16 protein-coding genes are annotated in these 18,433 nt (G+C 70.6%); 7 read left to right on the forward strand and 9 right to left on the reverse strand.

The window, feature by feature from the left end; genetic code table 11:
• Window positions 1–32 precede the first annotated feature (32 nt).
• Genes HNQ07_RS21515 through HNQ07_RS21525 form a run of 3 tightly spaced genes read left to right on the forward strand, consistent with a single transcriptional unit; the run spans window position 33 to window position 3,045 of the window.
• Window positions 33–1,178: a hypothetical protein gene (locus tag HNQ07_RS21515; protein ID WP_184115664.1), complete on the forward strand. Its 1,146-nt coding sequence runs from the start codon at window positions 33–35 to the stop codon at window positions 1,176–1,178.
• The gene (locus HNQ07_RS21520; RefSeq protein WP_184115666.1) at window positions 1,178–1,645 is read left to right on the forward strand and encodes a hypothetical protein; all 468 of its coding nucleotides are present in this window, start codon (window positions 1,178–1,180) and stop codon (window positions 1,643–1,645) included. The genes HNQ07_RS21515 and HNQ07_RS21520 overlap by 1 nt, the downstream gene beginning before the upstream one ends.
• Window positions 1,642–3,045: an Ig-like domain-containing protein gene (locus HNQ07_RS21525; protein ID WP_184115668.1), complete on the forward strand. Its 1,404-nt coding sequence runs from the start codon at window positions 1,642–1,644 to the stop codon at window positions 3,043–3,045. The genes HNQ07_RS21520 and HNQ07_RS21525 overlap by 4 nt, the downstream gene beginning before the upstream one ends.
• Before the next feature lie 46 nt (window positions 3,046–3,091).
• On the opposite strand, the gene HNQ07_RS21530 is transcribed toward HNQ07_RS21525, so the two are convergent.
• From HNQ07_RS21530 to efp, 4 genes are all read right to left on the reverse strand, one after another.
• Window positions 3,092–3,682 carry a class I SAM-dependent methyltransferase gene (locus HNQ07_RS21530; RefSeq protein WP_184115670.1) on the reverse strand — a complete coding sequence of 197 codons (591 nt, stop codon included), beginning with the start codon at window positions 3,680–3,682 and terminating at the stop codon, window positions 3,092–3,094.
• 106 nt (window positions 3,683–3,788) lie between these two features.
• Window positions 3,789–5,135, reverse strand: coding sequence for an acetyl-CoA carboxylase biotin carboxylase subunit (gene accC / locus HNQ07_RS21535; protein ID WP_184115672.1), 1,347 nt, complete (start codon window positions 5,133–5,135; stop codon window positions 3,789–3,791).
• A 92-nt stretch (window positions 5,136–5,227) separates the two neighbouring features.
• Window positions 5,228–5,743 (reverse strand): acetyl-CoA carboxylase biotin carboxyl carrier protein, encoded by a 516-nt coding sequence (accB, locus tag HNQ07_RS21540; protein WP_184115674.1) that lies wholly within the window; start codon window positions 5,741–5,743, stop codon window positions 5,228–5,230.
• 183 nt (window positions 5,744–5,926) lie between these two features.
• A complete protein-coding gene (efp, locus tag HNQ07_RS21545; RefSeq protein WP_184115676.1) occupies window positions 5,927–6,484 on the reverse strand; it encodes an elongation factor P in 558 nt (185 codons plus the stop codon).
• A gap of 226 nt (window positions 6,485–6,710) precedes the next feature.
• Here efp and HNQ07_RS21550 point away from each other — a divergent pair, with 226 nt between their 5' ends.
• Window positions 6,711–7,415: a 50S ribosomal protein L25/general stress protein Ctc gene (locus HNQ07_RS21550; protein WP_184115678.1), complete on the forward strand. Its 705-nt coding sequence runs from the start codon at window positions 6,711–6,713 to the stop codon at window positions 7,413–7,415.
• 48 nt (window positions 7,416–7,463) lie between these two features.
• Here the strand turns inward: HNQ07_RS21550 and HNQ07_RS21555 are convergent, their stop codons facing one another.
• Complete coding sequence (locus HNQ07_RS21555) at window positions 7,464–8,528, reverse strand: aminopeptidase (RefSeq protein ID WP_184115680.1); 1,065 nt, start codon at window positions 8,526–8,528, stop codon at window positions 7,464–7,466.
• Window positions 8,529–8,610: 82 nt separating this feature from the next.
• Here HNQ07_RS21555 and sthA point away from each other — a divergent pair, with 82 nt between their 5' ends.
• Window positions 8,611–10,116 carry a Si-specific NAD(P)(+) transhydrogenase gene (gene sthA / locus HNQ07_RS21560; protein WP_184115682.1) on the forward strand — a complete coding sequence of 502 codons (1,506 nt, stop codon included), beginning with the start codon at window positions 8,611–8,613 and terminating at the stop codon, window positions 10,114–10,116.
• Between the two features lie 62 nt (window positions 10,117–10,178).
• On the opposite strand, the gene HNQ07_RS21565 is transcribed toward sthA, so the two are convergent.
• The 4 genes from HNQ07_RS21565 to HNQ07_RS21580 form a co-directional block, all read right to left on the reverse strand.
• A complete protein-coding gene (locus tag HNQ07_RS21565; protein WP_184115684.1) occupies window positions 10,179–13,556 on the reverse strand; it encodes an efflux RND transporter permease subunit in 3,378 nt (1,125 codons plus the stop codon).
• Complete coding sequence (locus HNQ07_RS21570; protein WP_184115686.1) at window positions 13,553–15,154, reverse strand: efflux RND transporter periplasmic adaptor subunit; 1,602 nt, start codon at window positions 15,152–15,154, stop codon at window positions 13,553–13,555. Before HNQ07_RS21570 ends, HNQ07_RS21565 begins: the two co-directional genes overlap by 4 nt.
• A gap of 213 nt (window positions 15,155–15,367) precedes the next feature.
• Entirely contained in the window at window positions 15,368–16,279 is a 912-nt protein-coding gene (locus tag HNQ07_RS21575; protein ID WP_184115688.1) for a hypothetical protein, read from the reverse strand.
• A gap of 424 nt (window positions 16,280–16,703) precedes the next feature.
• A complete protein-coding gene (locus HNQ07_RS21580) occupies window positions 16,704–17,306 on the reverse strand; it encodes a TMEM175 family protein (protein WP_221275276.1) in 603 nt (200 codons plus the stop codon).
• Between the two features lie 74 nt (window positions 17,307–17,380).
• Here HNQ07_RS21580 and HNQ07_RS21585 point away from each other — a divergent pair, with 74 nt between their 5' ends.
• Entirely contained in the window at window positions 17,381–17,839 is a 459-nt protein-coding gene (locus HNQ07_RS21585) for a cupin domain-containing protein (protein WP_184115690.1), read from the forward strand.
• Complete coding sequence (locus HNQ07_RS21590; RefSeq protein ID WP_184115692.1) at window positions 17,836–18,429, forward strand: HD domain-containing protein; 594 nt, start codon at window positions 17,836–17,838, stop codon at window positions 18,427–18,429. Before HNQ07_RS21585 ends, HNQ07_RS21590 begins: the two co-directional genes overlap by 4 nt.
• The last annotated feature ends 4 nt before the right edge of the window (window positions 18,430–18,433 follow it).

Raw genomic sequence — 18,433 nt, forward strand, 5'->3', positions numbered from 1 at the left:
CGTCCTTCCCTGACCTGTCCCAGAGGCTAGCCATGACCCACAGATCCGCGTTCCTCCTGACCCTGACCTTCGCCCTCGCGGCCTGCTCGCAGGCCCCGCAGGCGCCCCATGCTGCGGCCACGCCGGCCGCGTCCAGCCTCACGGCCGTCACCCTGAGCGTGCCCCTGCGCGGCGCGCTGACCCGCCAGGGCCTGCCGACCGCCGACAGCGGTGCCAGCCTCGTTGACACCCTGAAGGTGAAGATCAAGGACGCCAGCGGCACGCCCGTGACCTTCGACGGCCAGAACGTGTACCAGGCCGGCGGCGCGCAGGACAGCATCCTGCTGACCAAGGCGTCCAGCAGCGTGCAGGTGCTGCTGCCCGTTGGCACGTACACCTTCGAGACGGCCGGCACGGCCAGCACGGGAGAATTCCTCGCGTACGGCCTGAGTGCCCCGCAGGCGGTGACGCGCGACAGCCAGAGCGTTGATCTGGCGCTGCACACGCTGCTCGATCCGTCGGCCGTGAAGGTGGCGTTCGCCGCGAGCAGCATCCAGCCGGGCGACGCACTGGACGCCCGCGTGACCGTTCTCACCCATGACCTCGGTGGCGTGCGCGTGAACGTGCCCACCGGCGACTACAGCGTGTCGTACCGCGCCGAGGGGGGCAGCGTCGTGGCCCAGAGCAAACTGGGGGCCCGCGTGCAGAACGCCACGGCCGCCCCCGGCGGCCTCGGTGTGGTGGCCGACGTGCAGGGCTGGGTGGCCACGGGACCGGACACGGCCGCCCTGGACACCGTCACCGTGGGTGATAGCGTGCCCGTTGCCACCACCCTGACGGCCGGCCTGTACGAGGAGAACGATCCCGCCATCCAGTACACGGGTGCGTGGACGCGCAACGACAACCATCCGCCCTCGCACGGCGGCACGGACGAGTACACGTCCACCTCCGGCGACAGCGTGCTGTTTGCGTTCCAGGGTACTGGCCTGTCGGTCTATGTGAACCGGTATCCCGGTGCGGGCGTGTACGCCATCTACCTGGACGGCGAGTACGTGACCGACTTCAACGCCTACAACAGCGTGGAGGCGGCGCAGTCCGAGATGTACCGCCTGGATACCCTCGATCCGGCCGTGTCCCATACCGTGAAGCTGGTGTGCGTGTCGCCGAACTGCGTGCTCGACTACGTGGAAGTCCGCTGATGCGCCGCCACGTGATCCTGGCCGGGGCGCTGCTGGCGCTGGGCGGCATGGCCGGCGCGCACCCTGTCGAGGTCGGTGCCAGCGTGGGCCTGCCCCGTGCGGACATCGTGCCCGTGGACCTGAGCGTGACCTCGCCGCTGCTCAATGCCGGCGACGCGACGGTGTGGGGCCGTGCGGACGTCACCTTCGGGCTGGGCACCACCCTGACGCCCGCGTTCGGTGCGTCGCTGATCGCGCAGCCGGCCGAGCGCTACGGCGCGTTCCGGCCCTTCGTCGGGGCGGGCGCCACCACCATCTCCTCGACCTCGGGTCTGGAACTGCGTCCGGTCGTGCTGGCCGGCCTGCAGACCCGCTTTGACCGCCTTGGCGTGCGCCTCGACGGCGCCATGATCTTCACGGACTACGGCCCGCGCGTGAACGCCGCGCTGGGCCTGACCTACCGCTTCGACCTCGGAGGCTCCAAATGAACCGGCTCCCCCTCACCTTCGTGCTGCTGGGCGGCCTGCTCGCCTCCTGCGGCGGCACCGGCTCCGGCAGCGTGAGCATCATCGGCGTGGACCCCAGGGGTGAACTGACGGTGGACGTGAGCGGCCTGCCGTCGGGCGCCGCCGCCGACGTCACAGTGCAGAGCAAGTTCGGCAGCGTGGACCTGACCGGCGGCCAGGTGCTCCGGGACCTGCCACTGGGCACGTACTCGGTCAGCGCGCGGACCGTCATGGCCGACGGCGCGCCGTACCTGGCCGTGGTCACGCCCGAGCAGACCACCTTCACCGAGAAGACGCTCCGCGCCACCGTGAAGGTGCAGTACGACCTGCCCCTCGTCGGCGCGCTGACGCTGAACGTCGCCGGCGTGCCGGCCGGTCAGAGCACCATGCTGCACCTGAATGGCCCGGACGGCTTCACCAAGACCCTGCCCGGCGTGGCCACCCAGACGCTGGAGGACCTCGCTCCCGGCACCTACACCCTGACGGCCGACGCGATCCGCGACCAGGACTTCACATACCCGGCCGCCATCCAGCCCACGACCATCACGGTGCAGCGTGGGCGCACCGCCGTGGGCAACGTCAGCTTCGCCCGCGACCCGCGCTACGGCAACCTGGGCCTGCGCGTGCTGGGCCTGCCGGACGGCGTGACCGGCGTGGTCACCGCCCAGATGGCCGGCGGCGCGCCGCGCACCCGCAGCGGCTCCGGCCTCCTGACGGACCTGCCGGTCGGCACCTACGCCCTGACGCCCGCCGACGCCCACACCAGCGGCCTGACATACCGCGCGCCCGGCAGCTCGGTCGCCGTGCCGTCCGCCTCGACCGCCTTCGCGGACGTCACGTACGCGCCCATCACCGGCCGCCTGCGCGTTGTGGTGAACAGCCCCGTGCCGGTGCCCGCCGGCGTGGTCAGCGTGACCGGCACGGCCCAGGCCAGCGTGGGCGTGACCGCCACCACCACCCTCGACGACCTCGTGCCCGGCGACTACGCCGTGCAGGCCGCGACCTTCCAGGCGGGCGGCTGGACGTACGTGTCCACCGTCACGCCCGGGACGGCCAGTGTGGTGGCCGGGAACACGGCCGGCGCGACCGTCACGTACCTGCCGCTGGTCACGCAGCCGGGGCTGAAGCGCGACTTCACCCCGCCGGCCCTGACCCTGGACGGCCTGGACGGCGACGTGCTGTACGGCACCGCCAGCGACGCCGAAGGCAGCGTGACGGTGCAGGTCTATGTGGGCACTGAGCACCTGGGCGACGTGACTCCGGTGAACGGTCAGTGGAGCCTGACGTGGCCCGCCAGCCAGAGCGGCGCCACCGATGTGACCGTGATCGCCACCGACGCCAGCGGCAACAGCAGCCGCGTGACCGGCACCTTCGGCCGCTGAATCTGCCTTGCGCGGGCCGCCGGACGTGTTGGTCCGGCGGCCCGCGTCAGTGCCGGTCGACTGTCACGACCCGCAGGTGCAGCGTGTCCTGCACGGGAAAGTGTGCTGTGGTCGCTGTGAAGGCCAGCCCGTACGACTGTGTCAGTGCCCGCGCATCCGCTGCGGTGACCGTCACCGGGAGGCGGATGTCCAGGAAGGCGTCCGCTGCGTCCACTTCACTCGTCGGCTCCACCTGGCCCAGCGCGCGCCACGTTGCATGCAGGTGCTCGGGTCCGTGGGCCGCCACGACCAGCCGTCCACCCGGCCGCAGCACCCGCCACGCCTCGGCCAGCGCGGCGTCTGGCTGGCCCACGTGAGCCAGCGTCCGCACCATCACCACCACGTCGAAATTCGCATCCGGGAAGGGGAGGGCGTGCGCACCGGCATGGCGCACGCCCTCGCCGCCTGCTGGATCGAGCCCCTCCAAGCGCCCCGTGTGTCCCCGCGCCCGCAGCAGCCGGAGCAGACGCCCATCCCCCGCACCCACGTCCAGGACGTCCAGCGTAGGGGAGAGCTTCAGCGCGTCCAGCAGCGGCCCCTCCGGCCACGGCTGACCGCACAGGCGGGAGAGGAGGGCGTCACGACGGGCGAGGATCATGTGGCCTCGGCCAGGGAGCGGACATAATGCACGGACCCAACCTACACGCTGCCTGTGACAAGTAAAAACCGCCCCCTGAGGAGCGGTCTGTGGCTTGATGCCCGGCTTACGCTTCCGGCGCGACCATCCTCGTTTTCAGGAAGTTGGTCATGACGGCCCCGCGCTTGTAGTAGGGGTTGTCCATGATCTTCACGTACAGGGAAATGGTGGTCTTCGGCCCCTGGATCACGGTCTCTTCCAGCGCGCGTTTCATGCGGGCGATGGCCTTGTCGCGGCTGTCGTGCCACACGATCAGCTTGCCGATCAGCGAGTCGTAGTGCGGTGGAATCGAGTACCCGCTGTAGGTGTGGGTGTCCACCCGCACGCCGGGCCCGCCCGCAAAGTGCACGTCGTCGATCTTGCCGGCAGCCGGCCGGAAGTCCTTGTCGGGGTCCTCGGCGTTGATGCGGCACTCGATGGCGTGTCCGCGCAGCACGACGTCCTCCTGCTGGAGGTTCAGGCCCTCGCCGGCGGCGATCTCGATCTGCATCCGCACCAGGTCGAGGCTGCTAATCATCTCCGACACGCAGTGCTCGACCTGAATCCGGGTATTCATCTCCATGAAGTAGTAGTTCCCCTCACGGTCGAGGATGAATTCCAGCGTGCCCGCCCCGGCGTAGTTCACGTGCTTGGCGAGGCGCACGCCAGCCGCCAGGATCTCCTGACGCAGCGATTCGGGCAGGGTGCTGGGCGCTTCCTCGATGAGTTTCTGGTTGCGGCGCTGGATCGAGCAGTCGCGCTCCCCGATGTGGATGACGTGCCCCAGGCCGTCGCCCATGACCTGCACTTCCACGTGCCGGAACTCTTCCAGGAACTTTTCCATGATCAGGGCCGGGTCGCCGAAGTACAGCTTGGCTTCCTCCTGCGCCTGCGCGAAGCCCTTGGCGAGTTCGTCCTGCGTGCGGATGACCTTCTGGCCGCGTCCGCCGCCGCCGGCGCTGGCCTTGAGCAGCACCGGGTAGCCGATCTGCTTGGCCGCCAGCAGGGCGGCGCTGGTGTCCGCGAGCACGCCGGTGCCGGGCACGGTGGGCACCTGGCTCTGCGCGGCGATGTCGCGCCCGCCGGCCTTGGAGCCCAGCGCGCGCATGCTCTCGGGCGTGGGGCCGATGAAGACGATGCCGTGCTCGCGGCACATCTCCGCGAAGTCCGGGTTCTCGGCCATGAAACCGTAGCCGGGGTGGATCGCCTCCGCGCCGGTCATCAGGGCGGCGGCCAGGATGTTCTGGATGTTCAGGTACGACTGGTTGGAGGCCGGCGGCCCCACGCACACCGACTCGTCTGCGAGCAGCACCGGCAGGCTCTTCTCGTCGGCGGTGGAGTACACCACGACGGTCTTGATGCCCATCTCGCGCGCGGTGCGGATGACGCGCAGGGCGATCTCGCCACGGTTGGCGATCAGGATCTTCTTGAACATGGACTTGCCTCCGGCAAGGGTCTGAAGTCGAACGTCCCGAACGTCTGAACACACACCTCTGGTTGACGTTCAGACGCCCTGACCCCCAGACCTCATTCGATGATGAACAGCGTTTGGCCGTACTCGACGGGTTCGGCGTTCTTCACCAGAATCTCGCGCACCACGCCGCCCGTTTCGGCCTCGATCTCATTCATGAGCTTCATGGCCTCGATGATGCACAGCACCTGCCCGGCGCTGACGGTGTCGCCGACCTTCACATACGCGGGCGCGTCGGGGCTGCTGGCACTGTAGAAGGTGCCAACGATGGGCGCCTTGACCGGCGTGCCCTTGCTGGCCGCCGGGGCGCTGGTCGGGGCGGCCGCGGCCTCGGTGGCGGTGGGGGCCGGACCTGCGGTGGTCGCGGGCGCGCTGGCCGGGGCGTCCGCGAGCTGCGGGGCCGGGGCGCTGGGCGCTGCGAAGGGCGCGGGGCCGCTGGCCGCGGGCGCGGCGAGGGCCGCCTGCGGGCCGCGTTTGAGCTGCAGGTCGAAGCTGCCGGTACGCAGGGCGAATTCGCGGACGTCGGCGTTGGTCAGGGCAGCGAGGATCTGTTTGAGGTCGTCTGGGTTCATGGCCCCTCCTGGGGTGGCGGCTCGGGACGCGCCGGACTGAGACTGTGGTGCTGCGCTCCATCATGCCGTGCGCGGCGCCGGGCGGGGTGTCACCGCACGCTGGACTGCACCGAGTCTACCGTCCGCTCTGGGCACGCGAACGCCGCCCCGGGCGGGTGCCGGGGCGGCGGGCATGGCACGCGTTTACGCGCGGCTGAGGTACTGGCCGGTGCGGGTGTCGACCTTCACGCTGGTCTCCTGTTCCACGAACAGGGGCACCTGCACGACCGCGCCGGTTTCCAGGGTGGCGGGCTTGGTGCCGCCCGAGACCGTGTCGCCGCGCACGCCGGGGTCGGTCTGCACGATCTTCAGGATCACCTGGTTGGGCAGGGTGATGCTCAGGGCCTTGTCACCGTACATGGCGACTTCGACCTCGGTGTTTTCCTTCATGTACTTCGCGGCGTCGCTGACCAGGGCCGGGCCCAGGTGTACCTGCTCGAAGGTGTCCATGTCCATGAACACGAAGTCCTCGCCGTCCTTGTAGAGGTACTGCATCTTCTTGCCCTCGACGTAGATGTCCTGCAACTTCTCGCCGGAGTTGAAGGTGCGGTCGACGATGGCGCCGGATTCCATGTTGCGGAACTTCGTGACGACCTTCGCGCCGCCGCGTCCCATCTTCAGGTGAGAGTAGTCCAGGCATTCCCACAGCCCGCCGTCCATCTCGACTTTCGTACCGTTGCGCAGTTCAGTCACGCTGATCATGATGTGCTCCTTTGTTCCGTCCGGGCGCGCTCGCCTGCCCACAGCAGCGCGGAGCAGGGGCGCGGCCCGACACCGCGCAGGAGTCTAGCAGACGCCCGGCCGGGTCTTCCACCCACCGCGCGCGGTTTGCTATGATGCTGCGGTTGCACGTCCGCCCCCGCCCCCGGAGACACGCCCGGCGCGCGGCGAGAGCAGGGCGGCGAAGAATCGCAAGGAGACACTGAACATGGAACTGAACGCAACGCCCCGCACCAGCCGGCAGAAGCTGGCCGAAGGCCTGATCCCCGCCGTCGCCTACAACAAGGACAAGAACGTCTCCTTCGCGCTCGACCGCAAGGCCTTTGACCGCGCCTTCCGTCAGCAGAGCACCACCGGCCTGTTCGACATCGCCCTGGAGGGCGGCGAGACCTTCCCGGCACTGGTCAAGACCGTCCAGATGGACAAGCGCAAGCGCACGCCCATCCACGTGGACTTCTACATGGTCACGTACGGCGAGCCCATCGAGGTGTCTGTGCCGGTGCACACCCAGGGCAAGAGCCAGGGCGAGATCCAGGGCGGTCTGGTGGACGTCGTGGTGCACAACCTGAACGTGATCGCGCCGGGGCCCCGCCGCATTCCGCAGGAACTCGTCGTGGACGTCACCAAGCTGAACATCGGTGACCACGTCACGGCCGCCGATGTCAAGCTGCCCGAAGGCGTGAAGCTCGCCGCCGACGCCGATCTGGTCGTGATCAGCGTGCTGCCGCCGCGCATGACCGCCGAGGAAGCCGCCGCCGAGACGCAGGCTGCCCAGGTGGCCGGCATGGTCGCCGCCGGCGAGATTTCCGAGGAAGCCGCCGAGGCCGTCCTGGAAGGCGACGCCAGCCTGGACGAGGTCAAGGCCGACGCCACCGAGGACAGCGCCGAGTCCGACGAGTCCAAGGACAGCTGAGTCCAGCCCACACGCGCGGGCCGTTCCCACCCGGGGGCGGCCCGTTCGCTATGGTCCGCGCAGGCACGCCGCCCGTTCCGGTTGCGGCCGTTTCGCGCACACCGTCGCTGCCGCAATGAACGCCGGAATGTCATTGCCCACCCGTGCGAGCAGCGCCTGGAAATCCGGCACCATCGTCGCGTAGGCGGCCACCGCGCCCAGAGTCGCGTTGTTCACGCCGCGCGCGAAGAAGTCGTCGTAGCCCGCGTAGCCGCCCCAGTTCGCCTTCAGGGCCGCGTACCGGCTGTTCAGCGCCGTCAGGATGGCGGCCTTGCGTGGGCGCATCTCGGCCTCCGGCAGCGTCTGGGCGTACAGCGCCTCCAGCTCGTGCCGGGCGTCCAGCAGCAGCGTCTGGAAGCCGGCGGCGCGCTCCTGGGCCAGCGTGTCCTGCCCGCGCAGCTCCGGCGTGCCGTGCGCGGCCAGCCAGCGGCGCGTGCCCTCCTCCTCGATGGTGGTGGCGTACGACTCGTTGAAGACGGTGTCGCCCGGCACGTACAGGCTGGGGTGCGACAGCTCATGGATCACGGTGCGGATCAGCGTGGCGTCCGGGTACAGCAGCATGGTGGAGAGCAGCGGGTCCTTGAGGTACCCCAGCGTCGAGTACGCGCTGACGCCGCCCACGTTCACGTCGCGCCCGGCCGCGCGGCGCTGCTGCGCGTAGGCCTGCGCGCCCGCCTCCGAGAAGTAGCCGCGGTAGCCCACGCAGCCCGCGATGGGAAAGCACGACGTGTCGAGCGCCGTGCTGAACTCCGGCGCCGAGAACACGTTCCACACCACGTAGGGTCGGCCCACGTCCACGTACTTCAGGAAACTGCCGTGGTCCGGCAGGCCCAGGCCGCCCGCGCTGGTCGGCGCGACCGCGTAGGCGCGCACGTCCGCCGCGAGCTGGAGCTTGCGCCGCACCCCCGTGGGCGTGGCCGGGTCTGCCAGCACGTCCGCAACCGGGCGCGCCCGGCGCAGCAGGTCGAGCTGCCCGCCCGCCGCCTGCCACAGATACCCGACCTCGCCGCAGCCGGCCAGGAGCACCGTCAGGGTGGCGACGCCGGCCAGGGCCGCCCATGTTCGAAAACGCATACGTCCAATCCTAGGCGGCCCGGCGTGGTGGTAGCGTGAAGGCCACTGCTTCTTTCCCCCATGTGCGTGTTCCGAGGTGCCCATGACCCATGCAGACGTTCCGGCGGACTACACCCACGACCTGCTGGTGATCGGCTCCGGGCCGGGCGGACAGCGAGCGGCGATCCAGGCCGCCAAGCTGGGCAAGAAAGTGGCGGTGATCGAGCGCAAGACCGTGGTGGGCGGCGTGTGCATCAACACCGGCACCATTCCCTCCAAGACCTTCCGCGAGGCGATCATGCACCTCAGTGGGTACAACGAGCGCGGGCTGTACGGCGCGTCGTACATGGTCAAGGAAGACCTGGGCATGGACGACCTGCTGCACCGCACGACCAGCGTGATCACGCACGAACTGGACGTGATCCGCTCGCAGCTGCACCGCAACCGCGTGGAGGTGATCGCCGCCGAGGCGAGCTTCACGGGGCCGCACACCCTGCGCCTGCGCGACGTGCGCGCCGGTAAGGGCGGCGAGACGTGGCGCGAGGTCTCGGCCCGGCACATCGTCGTGGCGGTGGGCACGCGGGCAGCGCGCGATCCCAAGATTCCCTTCGACGGCAAGCGCATCCTGATCAGCGACGACATCCTCGATCTGAGCACGTTGCCGCGCACGGTCACGGTGATCGGCGGCGGCGTGATCGGCTGCGAGTACGCCAGCATGTTCGCCGCGCTGGGCGTGCGCGTCACGCTGATCGACAAGCGGCCGCGGCTGCTGGAGTTCATCGACCACGAGATCACGGACATCCTGACGTACCAACTGCGCCAGAACCGCATGACGCTGCGCCTGGGCGAGGGCGTGCGCGACGTGACCGCGCTGCCCGGCGCGGACGGCCGCACCGGCAGCGTGAAGGTCACGCTCGCCAGCGGCAAGGAGATCACCACCGACATGGTGCTGTATTCCATCGGCCGGGTCGGCGCGACCGACCGCCTGAACCTGGAGGCGGCGGGCCTGAGCGCCGACGGGCGCGGTCGCATCGAGGTCAACGAGCACTACCAGACCTCGCAGCCGCACATCTACGCGGTGGGCGACGTGATCGGCTTTCCCAGTCTGGCGTCGGTCAGCATGGAGCAGGGCCGGCTGGCCGCATGCCACGCCTACGACATCCCTACCCAGAGCGTGCCGGAACTGTTCCCGTACGGCATCTACACCATTCCCGAGATCAGCACGGTCGGCAAGTCCGAGGAAGAACTGACCCAGGCGGGCGTGCCCTACGAGATCGGCAAGGCCCAGTACCGCGAGATCGCGCGCGGCCAGATCATCGGGGACGAGCAGGGCACCCTGAAGCTGATCTTCCACCTGGAGACGCGCGTGCTGCTGGGCGTGCACATCATCGGCAGCGGCGCCAGCGAACTCATCCACATCGGTCAGGCGGTGATGTCCTTCGGCGGCACCGTGGACTACTTCGTGAACACGGTCTTCAATTACCCCACCCTGGCCGAGTGCTACAAGACCGCCGCCTTCGACGGCATCAACCGCCTGGGCAGCGTGCCGGTGCTGGAACCTAAACTGGAGCCCGCCCCGGAAGTGGGCGTGGTGATCCCGGCGGACTGAGCGCTGAGAACAGGAAAGCGCCCTCCCGCACGATGGGGAGGGCGCCTTGATCGTGCGCGCGGTCAGTCGCCGGCCGGCACCCCGCGCAGGCTAAAGGCCTGCGGCGCGCGGCGAATCCCCGTCAGCCGGGCGCGGGGCTGCACCTGGGGCGCGCGGCGGCGTTCGAAGAGGTAGAACGCGGCGGGCACCACGTAGAAGGTCATCAGGGCGCTGACGCTGATGCCGCCGACGATCACGATGGACAGGCTGCGCCCGAACTCGCTGCCGCTCCCGGTGTTCAGCAGCAGCGGAATGCTGATCACCAGCACCGTCAGGGTGGTCATCACGATGGGGCGGAAGCGCAGGCGCGAGGCCTCGATCAGGGCGTCACGCAGCGGCAGCACGCGCATCTGCTCGACCACGAACTCCAGGTACAGGATGGCGTTCTTGGCGCTCAGCCCGATCAGAAGCAGGAAGCCCAGTACCCCGAAGATGTCCAGCGTGCTGCCGCTCAGGAACATCATCCAGTACGCGCCGGCCACCGCGAAGGGCACGGGCAGCAGCAGGTACAGCGGGTAGCGGAACGAGTTGAACTGCGCGCCCATCACCAGGTACACCAGCAGCAGCGACAGCCCGAAGGCCTGCACGCCGATGGTCCCGAGCTGTGAGCCCAGCGCGAAGGCGCTGTTCGTGTCGGCCTTCCCGACCGTGACGAGGTTGTCGATCACGCCGGCCCGGGTCAGGTCCTGGGTGTACTGTTCCTGCTGCTGCGTGGAGCTGAGGGTGCTGGCCGGATCGGGCTCGACCGTCAGGGTCAGCGAGTACAGGCGGTTGGTGCGCTGCAGGCTGGTGGGCGCGCTGGCCTGCACGATGCTGCCGAGCTGCCCGACCGGCACGGCGCTGCCCAGGGTGTTCGAGTACACCGGCAGCGACAGCAGGGACTGGTCGTCCTGCAGCACGGTCGGGTCGAGTTCCACCGTGACCGGGTACGTGACGCCGCCGATCTCGACGCTGCCGCCACTGCTGCCGCTGCCGTAGGTGCCCAGCGCCCCCGCGACCGTGCTGGCGCTCAGGCCGGCGTTCGCCAGCAGCGAGGGGTTCGGCACGAACTGGTTTTCCAGGGTGGTGTTGTCCAGGCTGGAGCTGGCGCTCAGCACGGTGGGGTCGGCCTCCAGGGTGTTCACGGCCAGGGCGGCGCGCGATTTCAGGAGGTCGAAGTTGCTGGCGACCAGCGTGACACTCTGGCTGTTGCCCTGCCCACGGAAGCCGCCGCCGCTGAACAGGTTGGCGCGCACGTCCGGCTGATCCGGGTAGAGGTTGCGCAGCGCCTGCTGGTACGTGGCGGTCAGGACGGCCGTGGCGGGCCGCTCGCTTTTTGGCTTCATGGTGATGTTCAGGTTGGTGTTGCTGGACCCGACATTTGCCTGCACGCTCTGCACTTCCGGGCGCGACAGGAAGTAGGACTCCAGGCGGTTGCTGAGTTCATTGCGCTTGGCCAGCGACAGGCCGCTGGGCAGCCGCAGCCCGGCGCGCAGCGTGCCGGAGTCCGTGGCGGGCGTGAAGGTGAAGGTCATGCGCGGCACGACCAGCCACACCGTCAGGCCCAGGAACGCCGCCGCGATCAGCAGCACGCCCACGCTGGCGTGCAGGGCGCCGTCCAGGCTGCGGGCGTAGGCGTCGCGCACGAACGACAGGCCGCGGTCTGTAATACCGTGCAGGGTGGTGGTCAGCGCCTCGCCCACCGCGAGCAGGGCGCCCCACACGTACCACACGGCCATCAGTAGGGCGGGCAGCAGGAGCAGGGCCAGCAGCCACGCCCGGTTCGGCACCTGTGTCCACAGCAGCGCGGCGGCAGCCACCGCCAGCACCCAGAACCACCACGTCCGCGGTGCGGTCAGCCCGAAGCGCACGGCCTGCGGCACGCGGGCAAACGCGCGCGGCACGTCTCGCCAGCCCAGCGGCTCGGCATCCGGCGTGTACGCCATGCGCACCGTCAGGAACAGCAGAGCTTCCAGCCACGACATCAGCACGGCCGCCGCGAGGCCCAGCGCGAACTGCCGGACGTACTCGCCGACGATGCCGCCCATGAAACTGACCGGAATCAGCACGGCCAGCAGCGACAGCGACGCCGCCGCGACGGCGCTGAACACCTCGGACGCGCCCTTGAGCACGGCCTGCACGCGGTCATAGCCCAGCGCGCGGTAGCGTTCCACGTTCTCCGCGACCACGATCGAGTCGTCCACCACGATGCCGATCGCCACGATCAGCGCGAGTAGCGACACCTGGTTGAAGGTGAAGCCCAGCAGGCCGTACAGGATGGGCGCGGCGGCCAGCGAGATCGGAATCGCGGCGATCACCGTGAAGGCGGTGTTCAGGCGGCCCAGGAACAGCAGCGCCACCACCGCGACCACCAGCGCCGTGATCCACAGCTCGTGCGTGGTGGACTCGATGCTCGCGCGGATCGGGCCGGTCGTGTCGTTGCTGAACGTGACGGTGTACCCGGCCGGGAGCGTGGTGCCGGCGATCAGCGCCTTCACGCCGTCCACGACCGCCACGGCGTTGCTGCCCGACGACTGCTGGATGGACACCAGCACCACCGGCAGGCCGTTCACGCGCGTGACGCTGCTGGTGGTGGTGCTGTCGCGCACGGTCGCCACGTCCGACACCCGCACGCCCCTGGCGGCGTCGAGCAGCACGTTCTGGATGTCCTGCACGCCCGTGAGCTTCGCGTTGGTGGTGTACGTGGTCGAGTTGCCGTCCCGCGTGATCGTGCCGATGGACGAGCTGACGTTGCTGGCGCTGATCGCGCTGGACACCGCCTGCGGCGTGAGGCCGTACGCGCTCAGGCGGTTGGGGTCGAGCTGCACCTGAATCTCGCGCTGCGACCCGCCGCTGAGCGTCACGTCGGCCACGCCGTCCACGCGCTGCAACGTGGGCACGAGCTGGGTGTCCACGTAGTCGTACACGTCCGCGAGGCTGGCGGTGCCGCCCGCCACCCCGAATTCCAGGACCGCCTGGGCGTTCGGGTTGAAGGTCCGCACCGACGGCGAGCCCGCCCCGCTCGGCAACTGGCGCGACGCGCCGGACACCAGCGACGCCACCTGGTTCGCGGCGGCGTTCTGGTCAGTGCCGTCCGCGAGCTGGAGGGTCACGCGGCTGCTGCCGGTGCTACTTGTGCTGCTCAGGGTGGTGACGTTCGGCACCTGTGCCACGGCGCTCTCGATCACCTGCGTGACCGAGTCGTCCACCGTGGCCGGGCTGGCGCCGGAATACGACGTGCTGACCGTCACCACCGGAATGGTGGTGCTGGGCAGCAGGTCCACGCCCAGCGAGCGCATGGAGATGAAGCCGAACACGACCACGCCGATGAACAGCCCGATGGCCAGCACGTAGCGGGTGACCGAGAAGCCCACCAGTGGGTTCACGCCGGAGAACATGCCCTTCCCGACCCTGCGGATCACGGCAGGCCTCCGGGAGGCGGGCCGCCCGCCGGGTTGGTCGCGCTGCTGCCCGCCGCCGCGCCGCCGGTGCTGACACCCGCGCCGTCCAGCAGGCCGGTGGGCGGCTGCGTGACCACCTGCGCTCCGGACGCAATGCCGCTCACGGCGGACTGCGTGCCAGCCTGCCCCAGCACCGTCACGGCCTTCAGGGTGGCCCTGCCGCCCGCGACCGTGAACACATACGTCTGGTCACCGTCCGCCTGGAGCGCGGTGCTCGGCACCAGCACGCCGGTCGCCACCTTCGCGGTGTACACCACCGAACCCACGCTGCCCAGCGCAGGCACGCTCTGCCCCGTGAAGCGCGCCGTCAGGGGCACGCTGCCGTTGGTGGGCGCCCCGGGGTTCTGGGCGACCTTTAGCGGATAGCTCTGCGTGCCGCTGCGGAAACTCAGCACCGTGCCGGGCGTCAGGGTGGCGGCCTCGGTGGCGGGGACGTTCACGTTCACCTGCCGTTGAGCGCTCACCAGCGTGAACGCCTCGCCGTTCGCGGTCAGGTACTCGCCGGGCGCGACGTTCAGCGCCGTGATCTGCCCCGCGAACGGCGCCGTGACCCGCGCCGCGTCCGCCGCTGCCTGCGCCTGGGTCAGGGTCAGCTGCGCCTTCTGCACCGTCAGCTGCGCCTCGGTGACGCCCTGTGCGCCGGAGCGCTCGTTCTCCGCGAGATTGGCCCGCGCGGTCGTGAGGGTCGTCTGCGCCTGCGCCACCGCCGCCTGCTGCGCCGTGACCTCGCTGCGCGCCACCGCGCCGATCGCCAGGAGCTGCTGCTGGGAGTTCAGGGTGGCCTGCGCGTTCGTCAGCGACAGCTGCGCCGCCGTGACCTGGGCCTGGAGCCCCGCCCGCGCGCCCACCGTGCTCGCCTGCTGGCCCCGCAGCTGCACCCGCGCCGAGTCCAGCGCATTCTGCGCGCTCTGCACCGCGCTGTTCAGGTCCGTGTTGCTGAGGGTCACGACCGTCTGCCCAGCCTTCACCGACGCGCCCACGGCCGCCGCGACCGCCGTGACTGTGCCGGACGTACGCGCCGTGACCGTGGTCGTCTGCGCCGCCGCGACCGTGCCGGTCAGGGTGCGCGACGTGCTGAGCGTGCCGGTCGTGGCCGCCGTGACCTGCACCGGCGTGACGACCGTGGAGGTCACCGCGCCCGTGGGAGCGGCCCCGGCTGTTCTCGCGCCCGCTGCTCCGGAGCGTGTCGCATCGGCGGCCGCGCTATCGGTGGCCGCGCCGCCCGTGCGTGAGGGGCTTCCAGTGTCAGACGCCGTGCCAGATGAGCGGCCGGAACGGGACGTGCCCGGCTGACCCGAGCCGGTCTGCCCGCCAGCGCTCTGCCCGGCGCCGGCCGGCCCCGCCCCGAAGGAGCCGCCGCCGGTGCGTGGCGTGCCCGCGGAGCCGCTGTCCGCGTGGCCCAGCCGGTAGCCGACGAACCCCGCGCCGCCCAGCAGCAGCGGCACGAACAGCCAGCCCCACGGAAACGGACGCCGCGCCGTGGGCGGGGGAGCAGTGGACGTCGTCGCCCGGCGGGGAGGAGGTGGCGGGGGCGTGCCGGATGTCGAGACCTGTTCCATGCCGCCCATGGAACACGCCGATCTCGAATGTCCGGAGAAGGCCCGGACACGCACGCTTCAGCTCTGGCGTCCCAAAAATGCCGTCCAGAACGTCTCTGAAGGCACTGACCCGTCTATTCACGGAACCTGCAACATGAGGCCAGGCTCAAGGGAACGACAACGGACGGACGGCCAGCCCCCTGGGGAGCTGGCCGCCGTCACGTGGGAGGGGGTTCAGGGCTGGCTGGGCGGCGTGGGGACCGGATCGGTGGAGGGGGCCGGATCGCTGGGCGCCGCCGGGTCAGCCGGCGTGGTCTCCCCACCCGACGTGTCGGGTGCGGTGTCGCTGGGCGTGTCCGGAGTGGTTGGCGCGGCGTCTGGTTCGGCAGGAGCAGCGTCCTCGGCCGGGGCGCTGTCAGGGGCGGCGGGCGTGGTCGCCGGGGCGGCCTCTGCGGGGGCGGGGGCCGTGTCGGCGGACAGGTCACGGGCGACTGCCACGACCGTCAGGCCCAGCGTCTCGGTCACGCGCACATCCACCGTCTCGCCACCTTTCTGGAGGGTGACGGTCTGGGTGGCCGCGTCCCCGCCCGTGGCCGGAGTGCTGGCCTCGCCGGCGCTGGCTGGCGCCTCGGTGTAGCCGTCGGCCTTCAGGCCGTCCACGGTCCGGCCCAGGGCATTCTCGACGCTGCCCGCGTAGATCACGGCCTGCCCCAGTACGGTGGGCACGGTCCTGAGCACTCGCTCGCCCTCCAGCGCCGGCAGGGTGGCGGTGGTCGCCGTGGTCGCCGGTGCAGCCGACGTGTCGGGTGCGGCCGGAGCGGCATCTGTCGGCGCTGTCTCGGTTGGGGTGTCGGTGGGCGCAGTGTCCGCCGGAGCCGACTCGGTCGGGGCGGCGTCGGCGGGAGCTGTGTCCACTGGAGCCGTGTCCGCCGGGGGCGTCGTCTCGGCGGGTGCAGTGTCCGTGGGCGCGCTGGGCGCCGTCACGGGCGGATCGGTGGCCGGCGGCGCCACGGGGGCGGGCGTGGCCGGCAGGCCCAGCGCGGGCGGCTCGGCGGTCTGGGCGAGGGCGGCGGGAACCACGGCGCAGGTGCCCAGCAGGGCGCCCAGGGTCAGCGTGCGGATGGAGAGCAGGGAGCGATTCATCATCGTCCTCCAGGGAAGCCCATGCGGCGCGGGAGCCGCGAACGGGCGGGTCATGGCGGGCACACGGCGCCCACCGGCGGGAAAGGTCAGGGAATCGCGCCCACGGCGGGCGGCCCACGGTCACCCCAGAGGGGTCGGCAGCGGGGCGTTCCCCGCCGACGTGATCCACCGTACGGGCCGCACCTGTGGACTCCCGGCGGGAACGCTCAGTGCCGGCTCCACCGTGTCCTCGCCCAGCACGCACGAAGCGTTCACGGGCCTCAGCGCCCTGACACGCCGCGTTCACCCGGTTCGCCGGCAAGGCGCATCACGCCGGCCCGGCCCGTCCGGCGCGTTATCACACGGGCCAGGACGCCGGGTGAAGGTCAGCGCTCACGTGTGGAGGTCGGTGGACCCGCGCTCCACGTCCCTCACCTCCTGCGGGTCCTCACCCTTCGGGCGCGCCGTGTTCCAGAACCCGCTCGATCCGGCGGTCCGGGATCAGCCACATCAGGGCCACGGCGACCAGGGCCGCGCCGGAGACCCACACGCCCCACCCGCCCAGCAGCGGCGCGACGATGGCGATCACGTACCCGGCCAGCGAGAGGTTGCCCTTCATGTCGGTGCCCACGGCGTCGGCCAGCAGGTGATTCTGCTCGCCCGCCGCAATGATCGTCCGCACCAAAATGGTGTAGGCCGCGCCCGCCATGATCGCCACGACGCCGTACGCGGTCATGGGTTCGCGCGCGAAGTGCGTTTCGCCCGCCCAGCCGGACACGAAGGGGAACAGCGACAGCCAGAACAGCAGGTGCAGGTTGGCCCACAGCACCGCGCCCGTCACGCGCCGCACGGTGTGCATCAGGTGGTGGTGGTTGTTCCAGTAGATGCCCACGTAGATGAAGCTGATCACGTACGCGGCCACCTTCGGCCACAGCTGCGCGATCTCGCCCCACTCGTGGCCCTCGGGCACCCGCAGTTCCAGCACCATGATCGTGATGATGATGGCCAGCACTCCGTCGCTGAACGCCTCCATGCGTGATTTCGTCATCATGCGCGTGCCCCCTGCTGTCCAGCATAGGGGGCGGGCGCGCGGCCCCACCATTCGGCCAGGCCGTACGCTGGAGCATGCCCGCCGAAGAGCTGCTCCTCGCGCCGAACGGCCGCGTGCCCAACAGTGCCCTGCCCGTCCGTGTCTACCGCGCCGCGCTGAAGGACAGGTCACCGGAGCGAATCGGGGCGCACCTGGCCGCACGTGAGTGGACGAACAGCTGGCAGAACGGCATCTATCCGTACCACCACTACCACTCGACCGCCCACGAGGTGCTGGTGATCGCGCGCGGGCACGTGACCGTCACGCTGGGCGGCGAGGGCGGCCCACACCTGGCGCTGGCGGCCGGAGACGTGCTCCTGCTTCCCGCCGGCACGGGGCACCGGCGCGACAGCGGCAGCGACGACTTGCTGGTGGTGGGCGCGTACGCGGGCGGCCGGGCGTGGGACACCTGCCGCCCCGAGCAGACGGACCCGGACGCGGCGCGGGAGCGGACCGCGCGGGTGCCGCTGTGGACGCACGAGCCCGCCGGATGACCACCCTGGCGGATCACGTCGCGTTCCTGCTCGCCTGCGACCGCCTGAAGGCCGTGACGCGCAGCACATACCTGCACGACGGCAGTCGCCCCGAAAACAGCGCCGAGCACTCGTGGCACGCCGCGCTGATGGCCGTGACGCTCGCGGAGCACGCGCCCGCCGGCACCGACGTGAACCGCGTGGTCCGGCTGCTGCTGGTCCATGACCTCGTGGAGATCCACGCGGGCAACCTGCACTTCGCCGCGCCCGAGGCCGAGCACGCCGCGCAGGCGCAGGCCGAGGAGCAGGCCGCACACGCGCTGTACGGCCTGCTGCCCGAGGCCCAGCGTGCCGAGTTCCACGCCCTGCGCGCCGAGTTCGAGGCCCGCGCCACCCCCGAAGCCCGCTTCGCCCGCGCGCTGGACGCGCTCCAGCCCGTGCTGCTCACGTGGGGCGGGGACGGCCTGGGCTGCGCCGCGCGGGAGCCTGACCTCACGGCAGCGCGTGTGCTGCGGCTCAAGGAGGGCGCGCTACGGGACTTTCCGGCGCTGTGGACGCTGGCGCAGGACGTCGTGGCGCGGGCGGTGGCGTCCGGCACCCTGCCGGCGTGACGGG

This window comes from Deinococcus metalli (genome assembly GCF_014201805.1).
Taxonomy (GTDB): domain Bacteria; phylum Deinococcota; class Deinococci; order Deinococcales; family Deinococcaceae; genus Deinococcus; species Deinococcus metalli.